The 18,661-nt window shown below is 55.0% G+C and carries 17 protein-coding genes and 2 tRNA genes; 15 read left to right on the forward strand and 4 right to left on the reverse strand.

Going from position 1 to position 18,661, the window contains the following annotated elements; genetic code table 11:
* Positions 1 to 99 precede the first annotated feature (99 nt).
* Together folP and glmM are read left to right on the forward strand one after the other, a co-directional pair.
* Positions 100 to 936: a dihydropteroate synthase gene (gene folP, locus ACMGGR_RS01950; RefSeq protein WP_414148894.1), complete on the forward strand. Its 837-nt coding sequence runs from the start codon at positions 100 to 102 to the stop codon at positions 934 to 936.
* Between the two features lies 1 nt (position 937).
* On the forward strand, positions 938 to 2,272 hold the full coding sequence (glmM, locus tag ACMGGR_RS01955) for a phosphoglucosamine mutase (RefSeq protein WP_246759837.1): 1,335 nt from the start codon (positions 938 to 940) through the stop codon (positions 2,270 to 2,272).
* 10 nt (positions 2,273 to 2,282) lie between these two features.
* On the opposite strand, the gene ACMGGR_RS01960 is transcribed toward glmM, so the two are convergent.
* Positions 2,283 to 2,456: a hypothetical protein gene (locus ACMGGR_RS01960; protein WP_414148025.1), complete on the reverse strand. Its 174-nt coding sequence runs from the start codon at positions 2,454 to 2,456 to the stop codon at positions 2,283 to 2,285.
* A 90-nt stretch (positions 2,457 to 2,546) separates the two neighbouring features.
* Here ACMGGR_RS01960 and secG point away from each other — a divergent pair, with 90 nt between their 5' ends.
* The 13 genes from secG to ACMGGR_RS02025 all read left to right on the forward strand — a co-directional run bounded on the left by secG (position 2,547) and on the right by ACMGGR_RS02025 (position 15,354).
* A complete protein-coding gene (gene secG / locus ACMGGR_RS01965; RefSeq protein ID WP_414148026.1) occupies positions 2,547 to 2,876 on the forward strand; it encodes a preprotein translocase subunit SecG in 330 nt (109 codons plus the stop codon).
* A gap of 48 nt (positions 2,877 to 2,924) precedes the next feature.
* Positions 2,925 to 3,011: transfer RNA gene (locus tag ACMGGR_RS01970), tRNA-Leu, on the forward strand.
* Between the two features lie 59 nt (positions 3,012 to 3,070).
* Positions 3,071 to 3,147, forward strand: a tRNA-Met gene (locus ACMGGR_RS01975).
* A 211-nt stretch (positions 3,148 to 3,358) separates the two neighbouring features.
* Positions 3,359 to 3,811 carry a ribosome maturation factor RimP gene (gene rimP, locus ACMGGR_RS01980; protein WP_148101243.1) on the forward strand — a complete coding sequence of 151 codons (453 nt, stop codon included), beginning with the start codon at positions 3,359 to 3,361 and terminating at the stop codon, positions 3,809 to 3,811.
* Positions 3,812 to 3,835: 24 nt separating this feature from the next.
* A complete protein-coding gene (gene nusA / locus ACMGGR_RS01985; RefSeq protein ID WP_246759839.1) occupies positions 3,836 to 5,323 on the forward strand; it encodes a transcription termination factor NusA in 1,488 nt (495 codons plus the stop codon).
* 24 nt (positions 5,324 to 5,347) lie between these two features.
* On the forward strand, positions 5,348 to 8,035 hold the full coding sequence (infB, locus tag ACMGGR_RS01990) for a translation initiation factor IF-2 (RefSeq protein ID WP_246759840.1): 2,688 nt from the start codon (positions 5,348 to 5,350) through the stop codon (positions 8,033 to 8,035).
* A 72-nt stretch (positions 8,036 to 8,107) separates the two neighbouring features.
* Entirely contained in the window at positions 8,108 to 8,509 is a 402-nt protein-coding gene (gene rbfA, locus ACMGGR_RS01995) for a 30S ribosome-binding factor RbfA (protein ID WP_246759842.1), read from the forward strand.
* Entirely contained in the window at positions 8,509 to 9,483 is a 975-nt protein-coding gene (truB, locus tag ACMGGR_RS02000; RefSeq protein WP_414148027.1) for a tRNA pseudouridine(55) synthase TruB, read from the forward strand. The genes rbfA and truB overlap by 1 nt, the downstream gene beginning before the upstream one ends.
* 77 nt (positions 9,484 to 9,560) lie before the next feature.
* Positions 9,561 to 9,830, forward strand: coding sequence for a 30S ribosomal protein S15 (rpsO, locus tag ACMGGR_RS02005; protein WP_024966694.1), 270 nt, complete (start codon positions 9,561 to 9,563; stop codon positions 9,828 to 9,830).
* 298 nt (positions 9,831 to 10,128) lie between these two features.
* A complete protein-coding gene (pnp, locus tag ACMGGR_RS02010) occupies positions 10,129 to 12,255 on the forward strand; it encodes a polyribonucleotide nucleotidyltransferase (protein ID WP_414148028.1) in 2,127 nt (708 codons plus the stop codon).
* A gap of 120 nt (positions 12,256 to 12,375) precedes the next feature.
* Positions 12,376 to 13,260, forward strand: a complete 885-nt coding sequence (gene nlpI / locus ACMGGR_RS02015; RefSeq protein ID WP_414148029.1) for a lipoprotein NlpI — start codon at positions 12,376 to 12,378, stop codon at positions 13,258 to 13,260.
* Between the two features lie 104 nt (positions 13,261 to 13,364).
* The gene (gene yrbN / locus ACMGGR_RS02020; protein WP_106382000.1) at positions 13,365 to 13,421 is read left to right on the forward strand and encodes a protein YrbN; all 57 of its coding nucleotides are present in this window, start codon (positions 13,365 to 13,367) and stop codon (positions 13,419 to 13,421) included.
* A gap of 16 nt (positions 13,422 to 13,437) precedes the next feature.
* On the forward strand, positions 13,438 to 15,354 hold the full coding sequence (locus ACMGGR_RS02025) for a DEAD/DEAH family ATP-dependent RNA helicase (RefSeq protein ID WP_414148030.1): 1,917 nt from the start codon (positions 13,438 to 13,440) through the stop codon (positions 15,352 to 15,354).
* A 150-nt stretch (positions 15,355 to 15,504) separates the two neighbouring features.
* On the opposite strand, the gene ACMGGR_RS02030 is transcribed toward ACMGGR_RS02025, so the two are convergent.
* The 3 genes from ACMGGR_RS02030 to ubiU form a co-directional block, all read right to left on the reverse strand.
* A complete protein-coding gene (locus ACMGGR_RS02030; protein WP_414148031.1) occupies positions 15,505 to 16,512 on the reverse strand; it encodes a luciferase-like monooxygenase in 1,008 nt (335 codons plus the stop codon).
* A 216-nt stretch (positions 16,513 to 16,728) separates the two neighbouring features.
* Positions 16,729 to 17,607, reverse strand: a complete 879-nt coding sequence (locus tag ACMGGR_RS02035) for a U32 family peptidase (protein WP_414148032.1) — start codon at positions 17,605 to 17,607, stop codon at positions 16,729 to 16,731.
* 8 nt (positions 17,608 to 17,615) lie between these two features.
* Entirely contained in the window at positions 17,616 to 18,611 is a 996-nt protein-coding gene (ubiU, locus tag ACMGGR_RS02040) for a ubiquinone anaerobic biosynthesis protein UbiU (protein ID WP_414148033.1), read from the reverse strand.
* Positions 18,612 to 18,661: the final 50 nt, after the last annotated feature.

The raw sequence follows: 18,661 nt of genomic DNA on the forward strand, positions 1-18,661 counted from the left end.
CAAAAGCCTTAAGTAACAGCAAACCCCGGCAATGACCGGGGTTTTTTTATGAGTCAATCGGTCAGGCCGAAACGCAAAATCAAAGGGAGAAGCGCCACCATGAAACTTTACGCCAGAGATTCCGTGCTCGACTTAAGCCATCCTCACGTCATGGGGATCCTGAACGTAACGCCGGACTCGTTTTCCGATGGCGGCAAACATAATGATTTGGTGCAGGCGCTGACCCACGCCAACAGCATGATTAACGCGGGCGCGACGATTATTGATATCGGTGGCGAATCTACCCGGCCGGGTGCTGATGACGTCAGCGTCGAGCAGGAGCTTGAGCGCGTTATTCCCGTAGTGCACGCTATCGCGCAGCGCTTTGAGGTCTGGATTTCAGTGGATACCTCTAAGCCAGAGGTCATTCGGGAAGCGGCGAAAGCGGGTGCCCATATCATCAACGATATCCGCTCGCTACAGGAACCCGGCGCGCTGGAAGCCGCCGCAGAAACCGGGTTGCCAATCTGCCTGATGCATATGCAGGGCGAGCCGAAAACCATGCAGCAGTCGCCGAAATATCAGCATTTCCTGCAGGATGTCGAAACCTTTTTTATTGAACAGATTGCCCGATGTGAAGCCGCAGGTATCAAAAAAGAGCGGTTGCTGCTCGACCCGGGATTCGGTTTCGGTAAGAATCTCTCGCACAACTATCAGCTGCTCGCGCACCTGGGTGATTTCCACCGTTTTGGTTTGCCGCTGCTGGTCGGGATGTCACGTAAAAGCATGATTGGCCAGTTATTGAATGTCGGCCCTTCGCAGCGTTTGACGGGCAGCCTGGCCTGTGCTGTTATCGCCGCCATGCAGGGCGCGCACGTATTGCGCGTTCATGATGTTAAAGAAACCGTTGAGGCGATGCGCGTCGTCGAAGCAACACTGTCAGCGAAGGAAAAGTAGAATGAGCAATCGTAAGTATTTTGGTACCGACGGCATCCGTGGCAAAGTGGGCGAGCCGCCGGTCACGCCAGATTTTATGCTGAAGCTGGGCTGGGCAGCCGGAAAGGTACTGGCGCGTAACGGCTCAAGAAAAATCATTATTGGTAAAGATACGCGTATTTCTGGCTACATGCTGGAATCGGCGCTGGAGGCGGGCCTGGCTGCGGCGGGTCTGTCGGCTGCGTTTACTGGCCCTATGCCTACGCCAGCGATTGCTTATTTAACTCGTACTTTCCGCGCAGAAGCGGGCATTGTGATCTCCGCTTCGCACAATCCTTTCGACGATAACGGCATCAAGTTTTTCTCCATTGAGGGCACCAAGCTGCCTGACGAAGTAGAAGAAGCTATCGAAGCGGAAATGGAAAAGCCTATCACCTGCGTTGAATCCGCCGAACTGGGCCGTGCCAGCCGCATCGTGGATGCAGCCGGCCGCTATATCGAATTCTGCAAAGGCACTTTCCCCAGCGAGCTGAGCCTGAACGGCCTTAAAATCGTGGTCGACTGCGCTAACGGTGCGACCTACCACATTGCGCCAAACGTCCTGCGCGAGCTGGGTGCGGAAGTCATTACGCTGGGCGTTAATCCGGACGGCATGAACATCAACAAAGAGTGCGGTGCCACGGATGTTCGTCAACTGCAGGCGCGGGTACTGGCAGAAAAAGCCGATATTGGCCTGGCCTACGACGGTGACGGCGACCGCATTATGATGGTCGATCATCTGGGTGAAAAAGTCGACGGCGACCAGATCCTCTATATCATCGCGCGTGAAGGTCTGCGTCAGGGACAGCTACGCGGCGGGGTAGTGGGAACGCTGATGAGCAACATGGGCCTTGAGCTGGCGCTGAAACAGCTGGGCATTCCTTTTGCTCGCGCTAAAGTAGGCGATCGTTACGTGCTGGAAAAACTGCAGGAAAAAGGCTGGCGGCTGGGCGCGGAAAACTCCGGCCATGTAATCCTGCTGGACAAAACCACCACCGGTGACGGTATCGTGGCGGGTTTGCAAGTACTGACTGCGATGGTGCGCAACCACATGAGCCTGCACGATTTGTGCAGCGGCATGAAACTGCTGCCGCAAATTCTGGTTAACGTGCGCTTCAGCGGCGACACCGATCCGCTGGAAGATGCCCAGGTAAAAAACGTGACGGCCGAAGCAGAAAAAGAGCTGCGCGGACGCGGACGCGTATTGCTGAGAAAATCAGGCACCGAGCCGCTGATTCGCGTCATGGTTGAAGGCGAAGATGAAGCGCTGGTCACCGCGCTGGCGCATCGTATTGCCGATGCCGTGAAGGCGGTTTGAAAGCCGTAAATTACTGACCTACGCGCGCCGGACGAAAATATTTTATTCGGCGCGAAACGAGCGTAGCTGCGTGATATGTGACGAAATTTTCAGCATTATCTGCGTCATTGCCGTTTTTTTCTGCGATTGATATCGATGCGCTAAATTGCCCTTGCGCAATCATTCCGCTTTGGTTAGTATTCACACCCGCTTCTGATGGGTAGCAACAACGCTATCTTCTCACTGGGTTTGAAGCTTTTGATGTGCGGTTAACGCGCAAGGAAACAGGTTGATTATGTACGAAGCTCTTTTAGTAGTTTTCCTTATTGTGGCAATCGGCCTGGTTGGTCTGATTATGTTGCAGCAAGGTAAAGGCGCTGATATGGGCGCGTCGTTTGGTGCAGGCTCTTCAGCAACGCTGTTTGGCTCTAACGGTTCAGGTAACTTTATGACCCGTATGACCGCAGTGCTGGCGACTTTGTTCTTTATTATCAGCTTGATTCTGGGCAACCTCAACAGCAACAAAACGCAGAAAGGAAGCGAGTGGGAAAATCTGTCTCAGCCTGCACAGCAGCAGAGCCAGCCAGCTAAACCGGCCGCGCCGGGTAGCGATATCCCACAGTAAGTACGATAATTTCGACGCGACAGAAATCAAAAAGTCGCAACCTTTAGTGCCGTGGTGGTGGAATTGGTAGACACGCTACCTTGAGGTGGTAGTGCCCGCATGGGCTTACGGGTTCAAGTCCCGTCCTCGGTACCAAATCTCAGTTTTGCTTGCATTTTATGCAAGATCGGCGTAGTATTTGCCACGTTTTCGGACGCGGGGTGGAGCAGCCTGGTAGCTCGTCGGGCTCATAACCCGAAGGTCGTCGGTTCAAATCCGGCCCCCGCAACCACTTTCCCTTAGAGTTCTTTTTCAAATATACTGTATGCAATGCACGGCGCATCAACAGCGAATTTTGAAAAAAATTCTATCTGGATTGTGCCGAACCGCCATTTATGGCGTACAGGGTCCAGTCGCATAAAGCCCCGATTTTCGGGGTTTTTTGTTATCAGGAAAGAGCATACTGGGCTATTAAGCCCTTTTTTTATGTCTTGGGGGTGGGATTGTCCACATTAGAGCAAAAATTAACAGAGCTGATCACAGCACCGGTAGAAGCGCTGGGCTACGAGCTGGTTGGCATTGAGTTCGTTCGCGGTCGCACATCTACGCTGCGCATCTATATTGATAGTGAAGATGGCATCAATGTTGATGATTGTGCTGATGTTAGCCACCAGGTCAGTGCGGTGTTTGATGTCGAAGATCCCATCACCGTTGCTTACAACCTTGAAGTCTCCTCGCCAGGCCTTGAGCGCCCACTCTTTACCGCAGAGCACTACGCGCGATTCACCGGCGAAGAAGTAAGCCTGGTGCTGCGTATGGCCGTACAGAACCGCCGCAAATGGCAGGGAATCATTAAATCCGTAGATGGTGAAATGGTAACCGTTGCCGTTGAGGGTAACGACGAAGTGTTCGCGCTGAGTAACATCCAGAAGGCGAACCTGGTTCCCCACTTTTAAAAGTCCGGATTGAGGCATACCAGGATGAACAAAGAAATCTTAGCTGTAGTCGAGGCAGTATCTAACGAGAAATCCCTCCCGCGCGAGAAGATTTTCGAAGCGCTGGAGAGCGCACTGTCCACGGCTACCAAGAAAAAATATGAGCAGGAAATCGACGTCCGCGTCAGCATCGACCGCAGAAGCGGCGATTTTGACACGTTTCGCCGCTGGGTTATTGTTGACGAAGTCACCATGCCAACGCGTGAAATCACCCTGGATGCCGCGCGTTATGAAGACGAGTCGCTGAATCTGGGCGATTACGTTGAAGATCAGATTGAGTCAGTAACCTTTGACCGTATTACCACGCAGACGGCCAAACAGGTTATCGTACAGAAGGTTCGCGAAGCCGAGCGCGCAATGGTCGTTGACCAGTTCCGCGAGCAGGAAGGCGAGATCATCACCGGCGTAGTTAAGAAAGTTAACCGCGACAATATCTCTCTGGATCTGGGCAACAATGCTGAAGCGGTCATTATCCGTGAAGACATGCTGCCACGCGAAAACTTCCGTCCAGGCGACCGCATCCGTGGTGTCCTGTACGCTGTACGTCCGGAAGCACGCGGTGCCCAGCTGTTTGTCAGCCGTTCCAAACCGGAAATGCTGATTGAACTGTTCCGCATCGAAGTGCCGGAAATCGGCGAAGAAGTGATTGAAATTAAAGCTGCCGCGCGCGATCCGGGCTCTCGTGCCAAGATCGCTGTTAAGACCAACGACAAGCGTATCGACCCGGTCGGTGCCTGCGTAGGTATGCGTGGTGCGCGTGTTCAGGCGGTATCCAGCGAGCTGGGTGGCGAACGTATTGATATCGTGCTGTGGGATGATAATCCTGCGCAGTTCGTGATCAACGCGATGGCCCCGGCGGATGTCGCCTCTATCGTGGTGGATGAAGATAATCACACCATGGATATCGCCGTAGAAGCCGGAAATCTGGCTCAGGCGATTGGCCGTAACGGCCAAAACGTGCGTCTGGCTTCCCAGCTGAGCGGCTGGGAGCTAAACGTGATGACGGTCGACGATCTGCAGGCCAAGCACCAGGCTGAAGCCCATGCTGCCATCGACGTCTTTACCAAACATCTCGACATTGATGAAGATTTCGCAACCGTGCTGGTTGAAGAAGGCTTCTCTTCTCTGGAAGAACTGGCGTACGTGCCAATCAACGAGCTGTTGGAAATTGACGGTCTGGATGAAGAGACAGTAGAAGCGCTGCGCGATCGTGCGAAAAATGCGTTAACTACCCTTGCTCTGGAAAAAGCTGAGAGTCAGGGCGACAACCAGCCGGCAGAAGATCTGCTGAACCTGGAAGGTCTCGATCGTGAACTGGCATTTAAGCTGGCAGCGAAAGGCGTTTGCACGCTGGAAGATCTTGCCGAGCAGGGTGTTGACGACCTGTCGGATATTGAAGGCCTTAGCGATGAGCAGGCCGGTGAGCTGATTATGGCTGCACGTAATATCTGCTGGTTCGGCGACGACGCGTAATAAACTGTAGCAGGAAGGAACAGCATGACAGATGTAACTGTAAAATCGCTGGCCGCAGAGATTCAGACACCGGTAGAACGCCTGGTACAGCAATTTGCTGATGCAGGGATCCGCAAGTCTGAGAACGACTCTGTGACCCAGCAGGAAAAAGAGACGCTCCTTACCCATCTGAATCGCGACAACAACGGCGGTTCTGGTAAACTGACATTACAGCGCAAAACGCGCAGTACCTTGAACATCCCGGGCACCGGCGGTAAAAGTAAATCGGTGCAAATCGAAGTCCGCAAAAAACGCACCTATGTAAAAGGCGATCCTGCAGATGCCGCTCAGGCAGAAGCAGAAGAGCAGGCGCAGCGTGAAGCGGAAGAAATGGCTCGTCGCGAGGCTGAAGAAAAAGCCCAGCGCGAAGCTCAAGAAAAAGCGCAGCGTGAAGCCGAGGAGCAGGCCAAACGTGAGGCAGCTGAAAAAGCCAGGCGTGAAGCAGCGGAAAAAGACAAAGTGAGCAACCAACAAACCGACGATATGACCCGCACCCAACAGTCTGACAAAGCTCGCCGCGAAGCGGAAGCCGCAGAACTGAAGCGTAAAGCCGAAGAAGAAGCGCGTCGCAAGATTGAAGAAGAAGCGAAGCGCGTAGCGGAAGAGGCCCGTAAAATGGCGGAAGAAAAAGGCTCCGAGTGGGCGGAAGCAGAGAAAGAAGTGGAAGACACTTCTGACTATCACGTAACCACGTCCACGCACGCTCGTGCAGCAGAAGACGAAAACGATGCGCAGGTTGAAGGCGACCGTCGCACTCGCGCTGCGCGCCCGGCGAAAGCCCCACAGCGTAAGAAAGGCAACAAGCATTCTGAAGCGAAAACCGACCGTGAAGAAGCGCGTGCGCAGTTCCGCGGTGGTAAAGGCGGCAAGCGTAAGAGTACGCTGCAGCAGGGCTTCAACAAGCCGGCCCAGGCCGTTAACCGTGACGTGATTATCGGTGAAACCATCACCGTAGCGGAACTGGCTAACAAAATGGCGGTGAAAGGTTCTCAGGTCATCAAAGCGATGATGAAGATGGGCGCTATGGCGACCATCAACCAGGTTATCGATCAGGAAACTGCCCAGCTGGTCGCGGAAGAAATGGGTCACAAAGTGACGCTGCGCCGCGAAAACGAGCTGGAAGAAGCGGTAATGAGCGATCGTGATACCGATGCAGCGATGGAATCGCGTGCGCCGGTGGTGACTATCATGGGTCACGTTGACCACGGTAAAACGTCGCTGCTGGACTATATCCGCTCCACTAAAGTCGCCTCTGGCGAAGCGGGCGGCATTACCCAGCACATTGGTGCCTACCACGTTGAAACCGACAACGGTATGGTTACCTTCCTGGATACCCCAGGCCACGCCGCGTTTACCGCAATGCGTGCCCGTGGTGCTCAGGCAACGGATATCGTTATCCTGGTAGTGGCAGCTGATGACGGCGTGATGCCACAGACCATCGAAGCTATTCAGCACGCCAAAGCGGCAAAAGTGCCGGTTGTGGTTGCGGTGAACAAGTGCGATAAGCCAGAAGCCGATCCGGATCGCGTTAAAAACGAGCTGACCCAGTACGGAATCATTCCGGAAGAGTGGGGCGGCGAAAACATGTTCGTTAACGTTTCTGCAAAAGCGGGAACCGGTATTGACGATCTGTTAAACGCTATCCTGCTGCAGGCAGAAGTTCTGGAACTGACCGCGGTTCGTCAGGGTATGGCAAGCGGCGTAGTTATTGAATCCTTCCTGGATAAAGGTCGTGGTCCGGTTGCTACCGTGCTGGTACGTGAAGGTACGCTGAACAAAGGCGATATCGTACTGTGCGGCTTCGAGTATGGCCGTGTGCGTGCGATGCGTGACGAGCTGGGACGCGAAGTGCTGACCGCTGGTCCTTCTATTCCGGTTGAGATCCTGGGTCTGTCAGGCGTGCCTGCTGCCGGTGACGAAGCGACCGTGGTACGTGACGAGAAAAAAGCGCGTGAAGTTGCGCTCTATCGTCAGGGCAAATTCCGTGAAGTTAAGCTGGCGCGTCAGCAGAAATCTAAACTCGAAAACATGTTTGCTAACATGACCGAAGGTGAAGTTTCTGAGCTGAACATCGTGCTGAAAGCTGACGTCCAGGGTTCTGTCGAAGCTATCGCTGACTCACTGATGAAGCTGTCTACCGACGAAGTGAAGGTGAAGATTGTAGGTTCTGGCGTAGGTGGTATCACCGAAACCGACGCTACGCTGGCTGCGGCTTCCAACGCTATCCTGGTTGGCTTCAACGTTCGTGCTGACGCTTCTGCGCGCCGCGTGATCGATTCAGAAAGCCTGGATCTGCGTTACTACTCCGTCATCTATAACCTGATTGACGAAGTGAAGCAGGCGATGAGCGGTATGCTGTCACCTGAGTACAAGCACCAGATCACCGGCCTGGCCGAAGTGCGTGACGTGTTCAAATCACCGAAGTTCGGCGCTGTTGCAGGCTGTATGGTGACGGAAGGCAATATCAAACGTCACAACCCAATCCGCGTACTGCGCGACAACGTGGTTATCTATGAAGGCGAGCTGGAATCCCTGCGCCGCTTCAAAGATGACGTTAGCGAAGTCCGTAACGGCATGGAATGTGGTATCGGCGTGAAGAACTACAACGATGTGCGCGTTGGCGATATGATCGAAGTCTTCGAGATTATCGAAATCCAGCGTACTATCGCTTAATAGTTGCCTGAAACATAAAGCAATATATTTGGGAGGCCGCTGTGCCTCCCGAATTTTTTGAGGAAAAGAATTATGGCGAAAGAATTTGGTCGCCCGCAGCGCGTCTCCCAGGAACTGCAAAAAGAGATCGCGATTATTTTACAGCGCGAGATTAAAGATCCGCGCCTGGGCATGATGGTTACGGTTTCCGGCGTCGACGTTTCCCGCGATCTGGCCTATGCCAAGGTATTTGTTACCTTTTTAAACGATAAAGACGAAGACGCTATCAAGGCGGGCCTGCGCGCGCTGGGTGATGCTTCTGGCTATATCCGTACGCTGCTGGGCAAAGCGATGCGCCTGCGTATCGTGCCTGAGTTAACCTTCTTCTACGATAACTCGCTGGTTGAAGGTATGCGCATGTCTAACCTTGTCACTAACGTAGTACGCAACGACGCCGAGCGCCGTGGCCCTGCGGAAGATGACAAGGAGGAATAATGAGCCGTCCTCGTCGTCGCGGACGCGATATTCACGGTGTTTTACTGCTGGATAAACCCGGTGGGCTTTCCTCTAACGATGCGCTACAGAAAGTAAAGCGACTGTTTAATGCGAACCGGGCGGGCCATACCGGCGCGCTCGATCCGCTGGCAACCGGCATGCTGCCGATTTGCCTGGGTGAAGCCACCAAGTTTTCTCAATACCTGCTGGATTCTGACAAGCGCTATCGCGTGGTGGCCCGTCTGGGACAGCGTACCGATACGTCGGACGCCGACGGGCAAATTATCAGCGAGCGGCCTGTTACCTTTACGCAGCAGCAGCTCGACGATGCGCTCGACGGCTTCCGTGGGGAAACTCAGCAGGTGCCGTCGATGTATTCGGCGCTCAAGTATCAGGGGCGCAAGCTTTATGAATACGCGCGTGAGGGCATTGAAGTACCGCGTGAAGCGCGCAGCATCAACGTCTATGAACTAAAATTTATCCGTCTGGAAGGTTCTGAGCTGGAGCTGGAAATCCACTGCTCGAAAGGCACCTATATCCGTACCATTACGGACGATTTGGGTGAAATTCTGGGCTGCGGCGCGCATGTTATCTACCTGCGCCGCCTGCAGGTGGCGACCTATCCGATTGCCAGCATGGTGACGCTTGAGCAGCTTCAGGCGCTCAGTGAGGAAGCGCTTGCCAGCGGCCGTCCAGCAGCAGAGCTGCTGGATCCGCTGCTGATGCCGATGGATAGTCCTGCTGCTGCGTATCCGGAAGTGAATCTGTTGACCAGCGTAGCCGCATACTTTAAACAGGGTATGCCGGTGCAGGCGACTAACGTGCCGGATTCCGGCATGATCCGCGTGACGGAAGGCGAAGAACGCAAGTTTATCGGCATGGCGGAAGTGGCCGACGATGGCCGCGTCGCGCCACGGCGGCTGGTTGTAGAATATTCCGATGCGGCATTTGCGAAAGCCTCAGGCTCAGAGTAGAATGACTCGGCTTTACACTGGGTTGCTGAATTAGAGATCGGCACCTGTACATTTATCTTAAAATTTGGAGTGGTAACATGTCTCTAAGTGTTGAAACTAAAGCGCAGATCGTTGCTGATTACGGCCGTGATGCAAACGACAGTGGTTCTACCGAAGTTCAGGTTGCTCTGCTGACCGCACAGATTAACCATCTGCAGGGTCACTTCTCTGAGCACAAAAAAGACCACCACAGCCGTCGCGGTCTGCTGCGTATGGTTTCTCAGCGTCGTAAACTGCTGGATTACCTGAAGCGTAAAGATGTAGCACGTTACACCAGCCTGATCGAGCGTCTGGGTCTGCGTCGCTAGTCTTACAATCTGCTGCCTTTTTCTTCAGTCACCTGCGAGGAAAAGGAAACCAAAGGCAGATTTATGCGAGTTTCGCTAAAAAGGGGCCTTTACGGCCCCTTTTTTCAGTCTGAACGCAGCAATCCAGGCCAAACTATTGTATTGTTGCTGAGTGTGATCTTCAGTTGCAGAGATTCGCGCGGCTAATGAGAGGCTTTGTCCCATGGGGGATTAGGGTTGTCATTAGTCGCGAGGATGCAAAGAAGATTTAAGATTCACGGCAGGGCGGTGCCTTGCCAGGAACGTTAAGGATATAATTTTGCTGAATCCGATCGTAAAAAAATTCCAGTATGGTCAGCATACCGTTACGCTTGAAACCGGTATGATGGCGCGCCAGGCAACGGCTGCCGTGATGGTAAGCATGGACGATACTGCCGTATTCGTCACCGTTGTGGGCCAGAAAAAAGCTAAGCCAGGTCAGGACTTCTTCCCACTGACCGTTAACTACCAGGAGCGTACCTACGCTGCTGGCCGTATCCCGGGCAGCTTCTTCCGTCGTGAAGGCCGTCCAAGCGAAGGCGAAACCCTGATTGCGCGTCTGATTGACCGCCCGGTTCGTCCGCTGTTCCCGGAAGGTTTCGTTAACGAAGTGCAGGTTATCGCTACCGTGGTTTCCGTTAACCCACAGGTTAACCCGGATATCGTGGCGATGATCGGTGCGTCCGCCGCGCTGAGCCTGTCAGGCATTCCGTTCAACGGCCCAATCGGTTCTGCCCGCGTAGGTTATATCAATGACCAGTACGTGCTGAACCCAACCACCGACGAGCTGAAAGAGAGCAAGCTGGATCTGGTGGTTGCCGGTACCGAAGGTGCGGTACTGATGGTGGAATCCGAAGCGGAACTGCTGAGCGAAGACCAGATGCTGGGTGCCGTAGTATTTGGCCACGAGCAGCAGCAGGTTGTAATTGAGAACATCAAGGCGCTGGTTGCCGAAGCCGGTAAACCACGCTGGGACTGGCAGCCAGAAGCGGTTAACGAAGCGCTGCACAGCCGCATCGCCGCGCTGGCCGAATCTCGCCTGAGCGACGCCTATCGCATCACTGAAAAACAGGAGCGCTATGCTCAGGTTGACGTGATCAAATCTGAAACCACAGCGGCGCTGCTGGCGGAAGATGCAGACCTGGATGAAGGCGAAATCAGCGACATCCTGCACGGTCTGGAAAAGAACGTGGTGCGTAGCCGCATTCTGCGTGGCGAGCCGCGTATCGACGGTCGTGAAAAAGATATGATCCGTGGCTTGGACGTGCGCACTGGCGTACTGCCGCGTACTCACGGCTCCGCGCTGTTTACCCGTGGTGAAACTCAGGCGCTGGTAACGGCTACGCTGGGTACCGCGCGTGACGCACAGAATCTGGACGAGCTGATGGGCGAACGTACCGACAGCTTCCTGTTCCACTACAACTTCCCTCCATACTCCGTAGGTGAAACCGGTATGGTCGGTTCGCCGAAGCGTCGTGAAATTGGTCACGGTCGTCTGGCGAAGCGTGGCGTGCTGGCCGTTATGCCTAAAGGCGATGCGTTCCCGTACACCGTGCGCGTAGTGTCAGAAATCACCGAATCTAACGGTTCATCGTCAATGGCTTCCGTTTGCGGTGCTTCTCTGGCGCTGATGGATGCGGGCGTGCCGATCAAAGCGGCCGTAGCCGGTATCGCGATGGGTCTGGTTAAAGATAACGACAACTTTGTCGTGCTGTCTGATATCCTGGGCGATGAAGATCACCTGGGCGATATGGACTTTAAAGTAGCCGGTAGCCGTGAAGGCATCACCGCGCTGCAGATGGACATTAAAATCGAAGGTATCACCCGCGAAATCATGCAGGTGGCACTGAACCAGGCTAAGGGCGCACGTCTGCACATCCTGGGCGTAATGGAACAGGCTATCAGCACGCCACGCGGCGATATCTCTCAGTTTGCTCCGCGCATCCATACCATCAAGATCAGCCCGGACAAGATCAAAGACGTTATCGGTAAAGGCGGCTCCGTTATTCGTGCGCTGACCGAAGAAACCGGCACCACCATCGAAATCGAAGATGACGGTACCGTAAAAATCGCGGCAACCGATGGCGACAAAGCGAAATTTGCTATCCGTCGTATCGAAGAGATCACTGCAGAAATCGAAGTGGGCCGTATCTACAACGGTAAAGTTACTCGTATCGTAGACTTCGGTGCCTTCGTCGCTATCGGCGGCGGTAAAGAAGGTCTGGTGCATATTTCTCAAATCGCCGACAAGCGCGTTGAGAAAGTCACTGACTATCTGCAGATGGGCCAGGAAGTGCCGGTGAAGGTACTGGAAGTTGATCGTCAGGGCCGCGTGCGCCTGAGCATCAAAGAAGCAGCCGAGCCGGAAGCGGCGGCTGCGCCAGCACCAGAAGCTTCAGCAGAGTAAGAAGAACGCTAAGCTCTCCGCCGTTGGGCGGAGAGCCGTTTCATCGCGAGGGCAGGACGACACCTTGTGCACGGCAGGCGGATGAAGGAGTCATCCCATTGTTTGTATTCGGGAGTGGAAATGAAGCCTTTTTTGCGCTGGTGTTTCGTTGCGACAGCTTTAACGCTGGCAGGATGCAGCAACTCGGATTGGCGTAACAACGAGGTTTTAGCTGTTCCGCTACAGCCTACGCTGCAACAGGAAGTTATCCTGGCACGCATGGAACAAATTCTTGCCAGTCGGGCCCTGACCGATGATGAACGCGCACAGCTGTTATATGAGCGCGGAGTGTTGTATGATAGTCTTGGTTTGAGAGCACTGGCGCGAAATGATTTTTCACAAGCGCTATCTGTCAGACCAGATATGCCGGAAGTATTCAATTACTTAGGCATATATCTAACGCAGGCAGGCAACTTTGATGCCGCCTACGAAGCGTTTGATTCTGTACTTGAGCTTGATCCAACTTACAATTATGCGCATTTAAATCGCGGTATCGCCCTCTACTACGGTGGAAGATTTAAACTGGCGCAAGATGATCTGCTGGCGTTTTATCAAGACGATCCTAACGATCCCTTCCGCAGCCTTTGGCTCTATCTCAATGAACGCGAGATAAACGCCGACCAGGCAGCCGTATCGCTTCAACAGCGCTACGACAAAGCGGACAGAGACCAATGGGGATGGAATATTGTCGAGTTCTACCTGGGCCATATCAGCGAAAACACGCTGATGGAGAGGCTCAAGGCGGACGCAACGGATAACACCTCGCTCGCTGAACATCTCAGTGAAACCAACTTCTATTTAGGTAAGCACTACCTAAGTCTGGGGGAGAAGAGCAACGCAGAAGCGTTGTTCAAGCTGACGGTCGCCAACAACGTACATAACTTTGTTGAGCACCGATATGCATTGTTGGAGCTGGCGCTACTCGGCCAGACACAAGACGATTTATCAGAATCTGACCAGCAATAGCTGACGAACTTTTTTTGTCCTGATTTTTGAAATGTCATCATCTTCACGGGTGAGGGCTTTCTTGTTCGTCGAAACCACTAATTTGAGCCGGTTCACACTTTTTGATGAAAATGACTGAATGTTTTCACGACGAGTTATGTAGACTGGCCGCCGCAATCTAAGAGGCACGTGTACTACATGACTGAAATTGAAACCACTTTTGCTGACCTGGGTCTGAACGAATCCATCCTCGAATCACTTAACGGCATAGGCTATGTGAAGCCATCTCCGATCCAGGCTGAGTGTATTCCTCACCTGCTGGCGGGCCGTGACGTACTGGGTATGGCACAGACCGGTAGTGGCAAAACCGCAGCGTTCTCGCTGCCATTGCTGAACAACATTGACAGTAACCTGAAAGCGCCGCAGATCCTGGTGCTGGCACCAACTCGTGAGTTGGCGGTTCAGGTTGCAGAAGCCGTAACTGAATTCTCTAAACACATGCGCGGTCTTAACGTAGTGGCCCTTTACGGCGGCCAGCGTTATGACGTACAGCTGCGTGCACTGCGTCAGGGTCCACAGGTTGTTGTGGGTACGCCTGGCCGTTTGCTGGACCACCTGAAACGCGGCACGTTAGACCTTTCTAACCTGCGCGGCCTGGTGCTGGACGAAGCCGATGAAATGCTGCGTATGGGCTTCATCGAAGACGTTGAAACTATCATGGCGCAGATCCCGGAAGGTCATCAGACCGCTCTGTTCTCTGCAACTATGCCTGAAGCGATCCGTCGTATTACCAAACGCTTCATGAAAGAGCCGCAGGAAGTGCGTATTCAGTCAAGCCTGACCACGCGTCCTGACATCAGCCAGAGCTACTGGACAGCCTACGGCCGTAAAACCGACGCGCTGGTACGCTTCCTGGAATCAGAAGATTTTGATGCGGCGATCATCTTCGTTCGTACCAAAAACGCAACGCTGGAAGTGGCTGAAGCGCTGGAGCGCAGCGGTTACAACAGTGCAGCTCTGAACGGCGATATGAACCAGGCACTGCGTGAGCAGACGCTGGAGCGCCTGAAAGATGGTCGACTGGATATCCTGATTGCGACCGACGTTGCGGCACGTGGTCTGGACGTTGAGCGTATCAGCCTGGTTGTAAACTATGACATCCCTATGGATGCAGAGTCTTACGTCCACCGTATCGGCCGTACCGGCCGTGCTGGCCGTGCTGGTCGCGCGCTGCTGTTCGTTGAGAACCGCGAGCGTCGTCTGCTGCGCAACATCGAACGCACCATGAAGCTGACTATTCCAGAAGTTGAGCTGCCAAACGCAGAACTGCTGGGCGAGCGTCGCCTGGCTAAGTTCGCGGCGAAGGTTCAGCAGCAGCTGGAAAGCAGCGATCTGGAACAGTACCGTGCGCTGCTGAGCAAAATGCAGCCTGCGGAAGAAGAGCTGGATATCGAAACGCTGGCTGCCGCACTGCTGAAAATGGCACAGGGCGAGCGTCCGCTGATCGTTCCTGCCGATCCGGCTCCGCGTCCGCGTCGTGAGTTCAAAGAGCGTGACGATCGCCGTGGCGACCGTCCGGATCGTGGTCCTCGCGAAAGCCGTGATGGCGACCGTCCACGTCGTGAACGTCGTGACGTTGGCGATATGGAAGTTTACCGTATCGAAGTGGGTCGTGATGACGGCGTTGAAGTACGTCACATCGTTGGCGCTATCGCTAACGAAGGCGACATCAGCAGCCGCTATATCGGCAACATCAAGCTGTTTGGTACGCACTCTACCATCGAGCTGCCGAAAGGCATGCCGGGCGATATCCTGTCTCATTTCACCCGCACGCGTATTCTGAACAAACCGATGAATATGCAGCTGATTGGTGATGCACAGCCTCGTCCTGCCGATCGCGGTGGCGAGCGTCGTGGTGGTCCAGGCGCTGGTGCTGGTCGTGGCGGCTTCGGCGGCGGTCGTAGCGAAGGCGGCCGCAGCGAAGGCGGTCGTCGCTTCAGCAACGAGCGTAGCGGTGGCGGCGAACGTCGTGGCGGCGGTTTCAGCCGTGACGGTGGTAACCGTGGTCCGCGTCGTGAAGACGGCAGCGCACCAACCCGTCGTCGTGATGCGTAAGCACTGACTGCGAAATAAAAAACCAGCCTTCGGGCTGGTTTTTTTTTGCTCTTTATATTGGTCTTAAGCACTATTCCGGCAAGGATCGCTTTCTGGCAGAAGCGGTAATTTAATGGCCGGGCGGAGGAGAGGATCCCTCCGCCGCGTCGCTTACAGCGAACGGTAAGCTTCCATCGCCAGCGCAAAAGAGTGCAGGCGCGCTTCCTTATCGAAAATCTGGCCGTTGACCATGATTTCATCCGCCTGCGTTTCCCGCATCAGCGCTACCAGGCCGTGCCGTACTTTATCCACATCGCCAACGATAGACATGCTCAGCGCCTGCTGCACGCCGTACTGCTCGGAAGGCGACCACAGGTTATCCATATTCTCTACCGGCGCAGGCAGCGGGCCTGGCTTGCCGCGACGCAGATTGACGAACTGCTGCTGCATAGAGGTAAAGAGGAAGCGGGCATCGTGCTCGCTGTCGGCAGCGACTACGTTGACGCATACCATGGCATGCGGCTGTGCCAGACGAGCGGACGGCTTGAAGTTTTCCCGGTACAGATGCAGCGCCTGCAGCAGCATATCCGGCGCGAAATGCGAGGCGAAGGCAAACGGCAGCCCTAGCTTCGCGGCCAGCTGTGCGCTGTACAGGCTGGAACCCAGCAGCCATACCGGAATTTTCAGTCCCAGTCCGGGAACAGGCTGTACGGCAGGCTCTGCGCCTTCCGGCGCGTCAAACCAGGCGATCATTTCCGCCACGTCGGACGGGAAGTTATCAACGTGGCCGCCCATATGGCGGCGCAGCGCCATCATCGTACGCTGATCGGAACCCGGCGCGCGCCCCAGGCCCAAATCAATACGGCCGGGGTAGAGGGATTCCAGCGTGCCGAACTGCTCGGCAATAACTAACGGCGAGTGGTTAGGCAGCATCACGCCGCCAGAGCCAAGACGCAGCGTAGTGGTGTTGGCTGCAAGGTAGCCGATCAGCACCGACGTCGCCGCACTGGCGATGCCGGTCATATTGTGGTGCTCCGCCAGCCAGTAGCGGTTAAAGCCCAGTTTTTCCGCCTGCTGCGCCATCGCCAGCGAGGTATGAAAAGCGTCACGCGCGGTCGCGCCCTGCGGGATAGGGGCCAGATCGAGCACGGACAGGGAGGCATTTTTTTTATCAGACATAATCGCTCACTTTATTTCCAGGCTACGCGCCTGCGCAAACACACAGCCTAAGCGATCTTTGGTCAGGTAGATTGGCAATTTGCAGCACTTTACGCATCGAAAAGCCGCTTCGGCAACGGCTCAGGAGCCGGTAAAAGATAAGTATATCTTTACTGATAGAAAACAGAAGGGTAATTATCGGACAGCAGTCAGCGGGCATCCCTTCCCGCCTGTGGCTTAAACCACCAGCGTCAGGCCAGCGACCTGTCGCCAGTAGCCATTGCAGTGATGCTGGTTTGTCAGAGGCAGCGGCGCGCCTCCCGTTTCGTTAGCGCGGAAGGTATCAATCATCGCCAGCGTTTCATCACCCTGAGGCGAAAGCCTGACGATATCGACCAGGCCCTGCATAGAGACCAGCTCGTTACCCAGGTTGTAGCAGTAGCCGCTCATGGTCTGAATGCCGTTCAGGACAAAGACCTGCTGATCTTCCTGAGAGCGCAGCGCCCGGCCCGTCGGATAGTTAATGCAGCAGGTTTCGCATTCGTCCTTACCGCGGTTTTCTGCTCTGGCAGTAAAGCAGCGGGCAGAAAGAGCGAGCGGCAGATAACCGTAGCTCAACACTTCAACCTCAAACTTTCCGCGTATCTCCAGCTGCTCGCACTGTTGTAACAGGCTGGCGAGCCAGTCGCGCGAAAGCTCTACCGGCATGCACCAGCGCACCATACCAAGTTTATGCAGCAGGCGCAGCGTTGCTGCGTTGTAGCAGTTCAGCGCGTGTCCCGCGACAAAAGGCAGTCCGGCTTCGGCAGCCAGATTAACCGTCGCCATATCGTTGGCCTCGATCAGAAACTCGCCGTTATCGACATAGCGCTTCAGTTCGCTCAGTTCCGACGGCGACTCAATCAGCGCCAGCGTGCTCAGCGTTACCTGTTTGCCGGCGCTGGCCAGCGCTTTCGCCATCGCCATCCAGTCAGCAAATTTTGTCGCGCGGCGTTTACTGCAAACGGCCTCTCCCAGATAAATAATGTCGGCATGGCTTGCCGAAGCGGCCTGATAAAACGCTTCCAGGGTCGCTTTTGGCCAGTACCAGAGCACCGGCCCCAGGGCATATTTCATGATTTTTCCTACTGCCATTGACGATGATAAGCGCCCAGCGTGGTTTGCGTGCCTTCACTCAGCTCGCTAAGCGCGGCCATCCAGCGCTGCTGGACGGCAAAGTTTTGCGGGTCTGCCTTACAGCAGTCGATGGCCTGCCGCCAGATCTGCGTAACCTGCTCGACATAAGCCGGACTGCGCTGACGCCCCTCGATTTTTACCGAAGCAATATTCATCGCCAGCAAATCCGGCAGCAGCTCCAGCGTGTTCAGGCTGGTGGGTTCTTCCAGCGCGTGATAGCGCGCTTCTTCGACCTTATAGCGTCCTTTACACAGGGTAGGGTAACCGGCGTTTTCAGCGGCGTCGTAACGGTCAATCAGCACGTCGTTCAGGCGCGACTCCAGACCCTCCGGCGTTTGCTGCCAGCGTACAAAGCGCGCGGGCGAACAGGCACCCACGGTGTTGGGCGATTCGCCGGTTAGCCAGGAAGAGAGGTAGCAGCGGCCCTCTGCCATAATACAGAGGCTGCCGAAAGCAAAGACCTCCAGCGGGACGGGCGAGGTGCGGGCAAGCTGGCGCACCTGGTGGAGCGAGAGAACACGCGGCAACACCACGCGAGCGACGTCAAAATGACGCTGATAGAATTTTATCGCTTCCAGATTGGTTGCCGAAGCCTGCACGGAGACGTGGCGCTCAATCTGCGGGTAGCGGCGAGCGGCATAATCAAGCATGGCGATATCGGCCAGAATCAGCGCATCGACGCCCGCTGCGGCCGCGCTATCAATGGCGCGCTCCCAGCGTTCGAAGCCGGCCGGATGGGCGAAAGTATTGATCGCAACGTGCAGTTTGCGTCTATGCTGATGAACGTAGCGGGCTGCTTCCTCCAGCCGCTTTGCGGTGAAGTTAAGCCCGGCAAAATGGCGGGCGTTGGTATCATCCTTTAAGCCGACGTAGACAGCATCCGCGCCGCTGGCGACGGCCGCCTTTAGCGCTGGCAGATTCCCGGCAGGGCAAAGCAGTTCCATATGACATTCCATAAACAGAAAAACAAACGAGTGTAGTCATGCCGGCCGCG

Origin of the sequence: Erwinia sp. BNK-24-b, assembly GCF_047456155.1 — a bacterium.
Classification (GTDB): Bacteria; Pseudomonadota; Gammaproteobacteria; order Enterobacterales; family Enterobacteriaceae; genus Erwinia; species Erwinia phyllosphaerae.